Raw genomic sequence first — 8,512 nt, 5'->3', positions numbered from 1 at the left:
GCCACTTTTGCCATAACCGTGTTTTTTCACAGGAGATGTCTGTTCACAAAACGGGCATCTTACATCAACTTTAGCCACTGTATTCCACATCCAAAACCGGACATTTCACACTGCAATCAACATATTGAATACACGACCAACCATATATACCATTTGACCACGCTCACAGACTCATGAATACTCTTTCACATAACAATAACAAAACGACAAGGTAATCCTTTCCGGTAAAGCATCCCCCAACAGGAGTAAGCAATGAAAAGAGCAATGATTGCAGTAAGCATCGCATTAGCGAGCGTCACGCTGGCACTGCCGTTGACCAGTCAGGCATCGGTGAAAGAGGAAATGCGTGCCATGGCAGGTAGCTTTAAAGGTGCCAACAGCGCCAACGATGCGGCTACGCTAAAATCTGAGTTACAGACCATGAAGGAACACGCCACCAAGGCCAAAGCCGATCCCGAGTTTAACAAAGGGCCTGACAGTCAGATATTTAACGAAGGTTTGGGCAAGTTGATTACGCAACTCGATGATGCCATTGCACTGGTGGACGCAGGAAAATTATCTGAAGCGAAAACCGCGACAGATAATCTGAAAAAAACCCGTGCGGAGTACCACAAGAAGCTCGGTGTATAACATCCGTCCGGTGGCCTCTCTGCGGGCCACCGGATCACGAGCCAGTTTAAATTCACGCACTGACATGTTTACGCAAAAAATTCTCAATGCCTTGCTCGTCCAAACGATAGCGAATCCATTCACTTTGCGCGTTAGCACCAATACTGTCGTAAAAATCGATAGCAGGCTGGTTCCAATCCAGTACGCTCCACTCCAGGCGAGCACAGCCACGCTCTTTGGCCAATTTTGCCACATGCGCTAACAGCGCTTTGCTCGCACCATGCTGACGGAAACGTTTGGCTACATAGAGATCTTCAAGATAAATACCGTTTTTGCCCAACCAGGTAGAGTAACTCATAAAGAATACCGCGTACCCAACCGGTACTCCATCAATGGCACAAATCAAGGCTTCTGTGCGCGTATCAGAGCCAAACAGCGTTTTTCAATGTCTTCCCGCGTCGCAATCACTTGATTACGGGAAAGTTCATATTCCGCTAGCTCAATAATCATATCCAAGATCACGCCAGCATCTGCTTTCTGAGCGGGATAAATGGTTATATTCATCATCCTTTCCTGTTATAAACGCCAACATTGCTTCCCGGTGCTACCCTAGAGCGGTTGCAGTATGAACAGCATTTTGTTCATTGGGCGATAATAATCACGTCACGGCGCTATTTCATTACGCCACAGCGAGGTCAAGAACGAGCATATCAGCGAGTGCAAGGGCCACTATCACGGAGGAAAACAACGGGGTGTAGGAGGAAAAAATAAAGCGCAGAACAGGCATCCTGCTAGCGCAAACGCACCATGGAAAGAGGTACACCATAAACGGCCCCCGTATCGAGATAGATTTGATTGGCATAGGCGCACACCTTTTTAAGCGGCGTGTGTCCGAAGATAAAACGGTCTGCTCCCTCGATCCGCTGATAGTCGCCAGGCTGCGCTCGTTGCAACCGCCTGCGCCCCCACACGACATCATCCACATTGGCGGGCAGGCCAAAATCATAGCGCGTGGAGGGATAATCCACATGAGCAATAACATGAAGGCGCGTTTGCACGTTAACTTCCAGAACATGTGGAAGTGACGCCGTCAGTTGGATCATTCGATCGATGGAATGACGGCGTATCGGACTCAACTCGAAATACCAGTCACCGCCATTGTTGCACCAGTGGTCACTGCGTTCTCCTTGCAACGCAGCATACGCCATACATTCATGATTACCTGCCACTGAAATGAACCAGGGAGCATCCAACAGTGCCAGACATGCCGCGCTGTCTGTTCCGCGATCAATAAGATCGCCAACGGCTATCAGCAAGTCACAACGTTCATCAAATTTTCGTGCAATCAATTGCTGCTTCAATTGTTGATAGCAGCCATGAAGATCCCCAACCACCCACACATGGCTATAATCATCCCCATGAATACTGCGGTAGCGAACAACCTCGCGCATTTTAACCCCCAGACTGCAATGACGCCTTAAAGTAATGTTGCGTACCATGGGCGCTGTTCATGCAATCAGGGAGTAAAACCACAAAATCACAAAATCACACAGACACACATAATTATGCGTAACAGATTGCCGTCGATCAGCATGAAAAAGATCCGAGAGAAGAAAAAAAAGCGATTCTTATAAAAAGGAACGCAGGATTACGCGGTGCTGTTATTGGCGATACGGGCCTTATGGTGCCCAGGAGGGAGGTCAGTAAAGGTTCTCACACCGGAAGCAGGGATGGCGGCAACACCGTTGTTGTGTCAAGCGGAGTAAAGCGCCTCCACCGCCTGATCGCATTCAGGTACAGAAAATTTTGCATAGTGCAACGCATGGTGCACCTGCTGTTTTTCACTCTCAGGGTAAACCTGCGTATCCAGCAGCAGCGCCCCAATCGCCTGCGCATCCAGCATGGTAAAGGTGGTCCGAAGCGCCAGAGCGATATCAGGCCCGCCATAACACATATTGCACAATAACACCGCCAACTCATGGACGGAGATCTTTCCCTGATAAACCGTATACAGCACATAGGCAATCAGTTTGGCATTTAAAACACTAATGCGGGAAATATCATGATAATGCCCGCCCAATGCCTGAATCATATGCTCGACGGCCTGTGTCGGCGTTTTCCCCTGATCGCGCAGAGACGTTAACGCAGTAACGAGTTTGTTCTGCAACTCATCTGCCATCATCCTGTCCTCTTATTATGCCCCTGCTCAATGGCTCTGCATCGCCGGGGTTCAGGTAACATATCGCATTTTTTGTCAGGGCAATATAGGTTTAATAGAAAAATTAACAATTTTCAATATAGCGACGTTACTCACTGATTTTTATTAATATTCCTAGGTTGTATGTGGAACAGAGGCCCTTCGCAAGATAGTCGGTTACCGGGTTATGTGGGTCGTGTATTCAATGAGTTGATGTAGCATCAAACGTAGTACTCGCGTTAGATGTAAGTACCGATGATCCTATCGTGCATTTCGGATGATTTTGAATATCCGAGCGTCTTGCGATTGAGCCGTTGCGATCGGTTACGCAGTGTCAGATGTGTACGCTCAATACGCTGTGTATACAGCTTGCTAACAATGTGTTTTACTTTTGGAAGTTCGTCGTTGTAATCCCTGTAGCTATCCGTGTTTGTATGACTGACGACGGTAACGCTGATGGCCACTTTTGCCATAACCGTGTTTTTTCACAGGAGATGTCTGTTCACAAAACGGGCATCTTACATCAACTTTAGCCACTGTATTCCACATCCAAAACCGGATATTTCACACTGCAATCAACATATTGAATACACGACCCACCATTAGTCAAAAATCAGTGTTGCAAAAATGGGGGTGACCATAGATTTTGTTTGCATATCGTCACGGATAAAGCGTATTACTGTGCAACAAAGTGCTGGATAACACGGCTGCCGAAGTAGGCCAGCGTCAGTAACAGTGTGCCCACCATGCTGAACCATACTACTCGGCGTCCGCGCCACCCTTCATGGTAATGCCCCCACAGCAGCAGAATATAATTGAACCAGGCAAACAAGGAGAACAGCGCCTTGTGCAGATTCTCTTTGTTCTCAATGATGTTATCCATGTAAAACAAACCGCTGCACAACGTCATCGTCAGCAGGATGACGCCAATTTGCGTGACATGAAACATTTTGCGCTCAATGCTCAACAGCGGCGGCATTTCAGAAACGATGCTCAGCTTTTTGTTTTTGAGCAGATAATCGATCAGTGCTAATTGCAGCGCATAGAGCGCTGCAATAATCAGGGTGGCATAAGAGAACAACGCCAGCCCGATATGGAACAGCAACCCCGGCGTTTTTTCCAGATGCGTTATAAACTCACCGGGCAAAAAGCTGGCAAAGGCCAGATTAATAAGCGCAAACGCGTAAACGATAGGCAACAGAAACCAGCCACGATTGCGCGACGCAACAACCGTCATCACGGTGCATATCATCATGCTGATGGTAGAGCCGATATTCAACAAGCTAAGATTCTGCCCGGTTTGCACATCAAAAATGCGGTGATAGAGCGTAATGGCGTGGCAGATCAGGGCCACTGCCGCAGAGATCATCGCCAACCGACGGTAGGCACTCTGTTTGCGCAATAGGCCAGGAATAATCAGTCCTAGGCTGATTGAGTAGGCGACTAACGCTGTAATGGCAAAGAGTGGCATAGTGATCAACACATTGAGCGGCTGTTGAAGTGATAGGGAGTGCCAGTATAGCGGTTGTCTCGTCACACACCAACCGGTTATCGTCGCGCTTCACAGCAATCGTTTCGTCTTTCATGGTATAATCAGCCATATTTGTCCAGAGTGTCGCGTATGCGGCCCGCCTTTCGTTGAGCACAAGATAATGTTTGATAACTTAACTGACAGACTCTCGCGCACATTGCGCAACATCAGTGGCCGCGGACGGTTGACTGAAGATAACATCAAAGACACCCTGCGCGAAGTGCGTATGGCCTTACTTGAAGCAGATGTGGCGCTCCCTGTGGTGCGTGATTTTATCAACCGGGTCAAGGAAGGTGCCGTCGGGCATGAAGTAAACAAAAGCCTGTCGCCGGGCCAGGAATTCATCAAGATCGTCAAAAACGAACTTGTTGCCGCGATGGGAGAAACCAACGAAGCCTTGAATCTGGCAGCTCAACCGCCGGCCGTGGTGTTGATGGCGGGTTTGCAAGGGGCGGGTAAAACCACCAGCGTGGGTAAGCTGAGCAAGTTCCTGCGTGAGAAGCACAAGAAGAAAGTGCTGGTGGTTTCCGCGGACGTATACCGCCCTGCGGCGATCAAACAGTTGGAAACCCTGGCTCAAACGGTCGAGGTGGATTTCTTCCCCTCCGACGCGCACGAAAAACCGCTTGATATCGTTAACCGCGCGTTACAACACGCCAAGCTGAAGTTTTACGATGTGCTGCTGGTGGATACTGCCGGCCGTCTGCACGTTGACGAAGCGATGATGGACGAAATCAAGCAGGTGCATGCGGCCATCAAGCCTGTTGAAACACTGTTTGTGGTTGACGCCATGACCGGTCAGGATGCGGCCAATACCGCAAAAGCCTTTAATGAGGCACTGCCGCTTACCGGTGTGATTTTGACTAAAATTGATGGTGATGCGCGCGGCGGTGCGGCGCTGTCAATTCGTCATATTACCGGCAAACCGATTAAATTCCTCGGCGTTGGCGAAAAGACAGAAGCCTTGGAGCCGTTCCATCCCGAACGTATTGCGTCGCGTATTCTCGGTATGGGGGATGTGCTTTCCCTGATCGAAGATATTGAAAGCAAGGTTGACCGCTATCAGGCGGAAAAACTGGCGAAAAAGCTGAAGAAAGGGGATGGTTTTGATTTAACCGACTTCCTCGATCAGCTTAAGCAGATGCGTAACATGGGTGGCATGGCCAGCATGATGAGCAAGCTGCCGGGCGTGGGACAGCTGCCGGACAACGTGAAATCTCAAATGGATGACAAAGTGCTGGTGCGTATGGAAGCAATCATCAACTCGATGACACAACAGGAACGTGCCAAGCCGGAAATCATCAAAGGGTCACGCAAGCGTCGTATCGCCACTGGGTCAGGTATGCAGGTGCAAGACGTCAACCGTTTGTTAAAACAGTTTGATGACATGCAGCGTATGATTAAAAATGGCGGTATGGCAAAAATGATGCGTAGCATGAAAGGCATGATGCCGCCGGGTTTCCCGGGGCGTTAATCGCGATTTTTTTGCTCTTGGCAGTGCAAGTTGGCGCTTTAGATTGCTTTTTGCGCCAAAATGAGTAAAATCTTCGGGCTTTTTATATGACACCCGGGCCCCGTTCCTCGATGGGGCTTCGCTGTTTTATTGACTAAAGAGGATGTTATGGTAATAATTCGTTTGGCACGTGGTGGCGCGAAAAAACGCCCGTTCTATCAAGTCGTCGTGACTGACAGCCGCAATGCACGCGACGGTCGTTTCATCGAGCGCGTCGGTTTCTTCAACCCGATCGCAGCCGGTAAAGCCGAAGCTCTGCGTCTGGATCTGGACCGTATTGCACATTGGGTTGGCCAAGGTGCAACTATCTCTGATCGCGTTTCTGCGCTGATCAAAGATGCTAAAAAAGCTGCGTAATCTGCTGCGGTGGTGACAATGAGCAAGCAACTTAACCCGTCATCCCCTGTTAATCCCATCGTGATGGGAAAAGTGGGGTCAACGTATGGTATTCGGGGTTGGCTCAGAGTGTTTTCCTCCACCGAAGAAACCGAAAGCATTTTTGATTACCAGCCTTGGTATATCCAGTCTCAGGGATCTTGGCAGATTGTCGAGATCGAAAGCTGGAAACACCACAATCAGGCTCTGATCATCAAAGTAAAAGGTGTTGATGATCGCGATGCGGCAAATTTATTAACGAACGCTGAGATCGTTGTAGATTCTGAACAGCTTCCTGATTTGGAGGAAGGTGAATATTACTGGAAGGATCTTTTTGGCTGCGAAGTCATTACATCTGCGGGATATCAGCTGGGAAAAGTCATTGATATGATGGAAACCGGTTCTAACGATGTGCTGGTGGTCAAAGCTAACCTGAAAGATGCCTTCGGCGCGAAGGAACGGTTGATTCCGTTTCTGACCGGACAGGTTATCAAGCACGTAGACCTTTCTACGAAAACGATTGAAGTAGATTGGGACCCGAGTTTTTGAGCTCTGAATCAAACGAACGAACTGAGTGGAACGCAAAAATGTGGATTGGGGTGATTAGCCTGTTTCCAGAGATGTTTCGCGCAGTGGTTGATTATGGAGTCACTGGTCGGGCAGTAAAAAATGGCCTGCTGAACGTAACGTGTTGGAATCCCCGTGATTTCGCCTACGATCGGCATCGTACCGTGGACGATCGCCCTTATGGTGGCGGCCCCGGTATGCTGATGATGGTGCAACCCTTGCGGGATGCCATTCATGAAGCAAAGGCCGCGGCAGGCGACGGTGCCAGGGTGATTTATTTATCACCTCAGGGCCGTAAGCTGGATCAACAGGGCGTACGGCAGCTAGCAACGCATCAGAAACTGATTTTGGTGTGCGGCCGGTATGAAGGGATTGACGAGCGCGTAATCAGAACCGAAATTGATGAAGAATGGTCAATCGGGGATTACGTTCTCAGTGGCGGTGAGTTGCCAGCAATGGTGCTTATCGACTCGGTATCCCGTTTTATTCCCGGTGTGCTGGGGCATGAATCTTCTGCGAAAGAGGACTCCTTTGTAGATGGGCTGTTGGATTGTCCACACTTCACTCGTCCTGAAGTGCTGGAAGGCGTGGAGGTTCCCCCGGTGTTACTGTCGGGAAACCATGCTGAAATACGTCGCTGGCGATTAAAGCAGTCGCTTGGCCGAACTTGGCTTAGAAGACCTGAACTTCTGAAAAGACTAGCTCTGACTGACGAGCAAACGGAGTTGCTGACTGAGTTCCAGCGTGAACATCAGCCTGAGCAACGAGAGGATTAGGGCGTTGCACTTCGGTGCGCGTACCCATGTATCAGTTTACCTAGGGTAAGAGACATATTATGAGCAACATTATTAAGCAGCTTGAACAAGAGCAGATGAAACAGGACGTACCTGCATTTCGTCCGGGTGATTCCGTGGAAGTGAAGGTATGGGTCGTTGAAGGTAGCAAAAAACGTCTGCAGGCATTCGAGGGCGTGGTTATCGCTATTCGTAACCGCGGTCTGCACTCTGCATTCACTGTTCGCAAAATTTCTAACGGCGAAGGCGTAGAGCGTGTATTCCAGACTCACTCTCCGGTTGTTGACAGCATCACTGTGAAACGTCGTGGTGCAGTACGCCAGGCTAAACTGTATTACCTGCGTGAGCGCACTGGTAAGTCTGCTCGTATCAAAGAGCGTCTTAACTAAGAGTTCGCTAACGCGACATCAAAAATATTTTAGTTATGAAGGGGTTAGCTAATGGCTAGGCCCTTTTTTATTCGTTGATATACGTTATTTATCTGTGTCCTTCAGTGACAGATTTTTTACACCTAATTTTACTTCTGAATATCTATACCCGTGATCATTGAAGATGATTGATTTTACGCGGTAAGAAGATCATGCTCACCCGCTATGAAGATATTTATTACCGACAAGCAAAAAGCCGAACTCGAACACCTTCATGACACCAGTCGTGATAAGCGTGTTTGTGATCGCATCAAAGCCGTCCTGCTGGCCTCCGAAGGTTGGAGCTCTGCGATGATTGCGCAAGCTCTGCGTCTGCACGAAACGACGGTAAACCAACATATAAATGATTACGTCAACATTCGCAAACTTAAACCTGAAAACGGTGGGTCTGCAAGTCGGCTTTGTGCTGAAAAGACTGCGCTCTTAATCAGCTATTTATCTCAACATCTCTTCCATCATACCCACGACATCGTGGCTTATGTCGAACATCGCTGGGCT

The 8,512-nt window shown here is 48.8% G+C and carries 10 protein-coding genes and 3 pseudogenes; 7 read left to right on the top strand and 6 right to left on the bottom strand.

The annotated features are described in order from the left end of the window. Positions 1–78: pseudogene (locus tag QZ506_RS15560) on the bottom strand (IS1 family transposase); the annotation flags it as partial. A 186-nt stretch (positions 79–264) separates the two neighbouring features. Between QZ506_RS15560 and QZ506_RS15555 the strand changes: the two are divergent. Further along, on the top strand, positions 265–630 hold the full coding sequence (locus QZ506_RS15555) for a cytochrome b562 (RefSeq protein WP_291972278.1): 366 nt from the start codon (positions 265–267) through the stop codon (positions 628–630). Positions 631–682: 52 nt separating this feature from the next. Here QZ506_RS15555 and QZ506_RS15550 read toward each other — a convergent pair. The 5 genes and pseudogenes from QZ506_RS15550 to QZ506_RS15530 form a co-directional block, all read right to left on the bottom strand. Further along, a pseudogene (locus QZ506_RS15550) lies at positions 683–1,173 on the bottom strand (N-acetyltransferase family protein). A 227-nt stretch (positions 1,174–1,400) separates the two neighbouring features. Beyond that, the gene (locus QZ506_RS15545; protein ID WP_291972276.1) at positions 1,401–2,060 is read right to left on the bottom strand and encodes a metallophosphoesterase; all 660 of its coding nucleotides are present in this window, start codon (positions 2,058–2,060) and stop codon (positions 1,401–1,403) included. Between the two features lie 302 nt (positions 2,061–2,362). Then, positions 2,363–2,788, bottom strand: a complete 426-nt coding sequence (locus QZ506_RS15540) for a hypothetical protein (RefSeq protein WP_291972273.1) — start codon at positions 2,786–2,788, stop codon at positions 2,363–2,365. Positions 2,789–3,045: 257 nt separating this feature from the next. Next, positions 3,046–3,343, bottom strand: a pseudogene (locus QZ506_RS15535) (IS1 family transposase). Between the two features lie 139 nt (positions 3,344–3,482). Then, positions 3,483–4,277: an inner membrane protein YpjD gene (locus QZ506_RS15530; protein ID WP_291972280.1), complete on the bottom strand. Its 795-nt coding sequence runs from the start codon at positions 4,275–4,277 to the stop codon at positions 3,483–3,485. Between the two features lie 181 nt (positions 4,278–4,458). Here QZ506_RS15530 and ffh point away from each other — a divergent pair, with 181 nt between their 5' ends. The 6 genes from ffh to QZ506_RS15500 all read left to right on the top strand — a co-directional run. After that, positions 4,459–5,811, top strand: a complete 1,353-nt coding sequence (gene ffh, locus QZ506_RS15525) for a signal recognition particle protein (RefSeq protein ID WP_291972272.1) — start codon at positions 4,459–4,461, stop codon at positions 5,809–5,811. A gap of 147 nt (positions 5,812–5,958) precedes the next feature. Further along, entirely contained in the window at positions 5,959–6,207 is a 249-nt protein-coding gene (gene rpsP, locus QZ506_RS15520; RefSeq protein ID WP_291972270.1) for a 30S ribosomal protein S16, read from the top strand. Between the two features lie 18 nt (positions 6,208–6,225). Then, the gene (gene rimM / locus QZ506_RS15515) at positions 6,226–6,774 is read left to right on the top strand and encodes a ribosome maturation factor RimM (protein ID WP_291972268.1); all 549 of its coding nucleotides are present in this window, start codon (positions 6,226–6,228) and stop codon (positions 6,772–6,774) included. Between the two features lie 38 nt (positions 6,775–6,812). Further along, complete coding sequence (gene trmD, locus QZ506_RS15510; RefSeq protein ID WP_291972266.1) at positions 6,813–7,568, top strand: tRNA (guanosine(37)-N1)-methyltransferase TrmD; 756 nt, start codon at positions 6,813–6,815, stop codon at positions 7,566–7,568. 59 nt (positions 7,569–7,627) lie between these two features. After that, complete coding sequence (gene rplS / locus QZ506_RS15505; RefSeq protein ID WP_222157879.1) at positions 7,628–7,975, top strand: 50S ribosomal protein L19; 348 nt, start codon at positions 7,628–7,630, stop codon at positions 7,973–7,975. Positions 7,976–8,179: 204 nt separating this feature from the next. Then, positions 8,180–8,512 (top strand): helix-turn-helix domain-containing protein (locus tag QZ506_RS15500; protein ID WP_291972264.1); only part of this gene is annotated, 333 nt, incomplete at its 3' end.

Source organism: Candidatus Symbiopectobacterium sp. (assembly GCF_020054415.1).
In the GTDB taxonomy this organism is placed as follows: Bacteria; Pseudomonadota; Gammaproteobacteria; order Enterobacterales; family Enterobacteriaceae; genus Symbiopectobacterium.
Note: the sequence above shows the minus strand (reverse complement) of the source record. Positions and strands in the feature narration are given on the sequence as shown.

Coding starts and splice junctions, on each gene's coding strand:
- QZ506_RS15555 (WP_291972278.1), top strand. CDS start 265: ATGATTGCAGTAAGCATCGCATTAGCGAGCGTCACGCTGGCACTGCCG.
- QZ506_RS15545 (WP_291972276.1), bottom strand. CDS start 2,060: ATGCGCGAGGTTGTTCGCTACCGCAGTATTCATGGGGATGATTATAGC.
- QZ506_RS15540 (WP_291972273.1), bottom strand. CDS start 2,788: ATGGCAGATGAGTTGCAGAACAAACTCGTTACTGCGTTAACGTCTCTG.
- QZ506_RS15530 (WP_291972280.1), bottom strand. CDS start 4,277: ATGCCACTCTTTGCCATTACAGCGTTAGTCGCCTACTCAATCAGCCTA.
- ffh (WP_291972272.1), top strand. CDS start 4,459: ATGTTTGATAACTTAACTGACAGACTCTCGCGCACATTGCGCAACATC.
- rpsP (WP_291972270.1), top strand. CDS start 5,959: ATGGTAATAATTCGTTTGGCACGTGGTGGCGCGAAAAAACGCCCGTTC.
- rimM (WP_291972268.1), top strand. CDS start 6,226: ATGAGCAAGCAACTTAACCCGTCATCCCCTGTTAATCCCATCGTGATG.
- trmD (WP_291972266.1), top strand. CDS start 6,813: ATGTGGATTGGGGTGATTAGCCTGTTTCCAGAGATGTTTCGCGCAGTG.
- rplS (WP_222157879.1), top strand. CDS start 7,628: ATGAGCAACATTATTAAGCAGCTTGAACAAGAGCAGATGAAACAGGAC.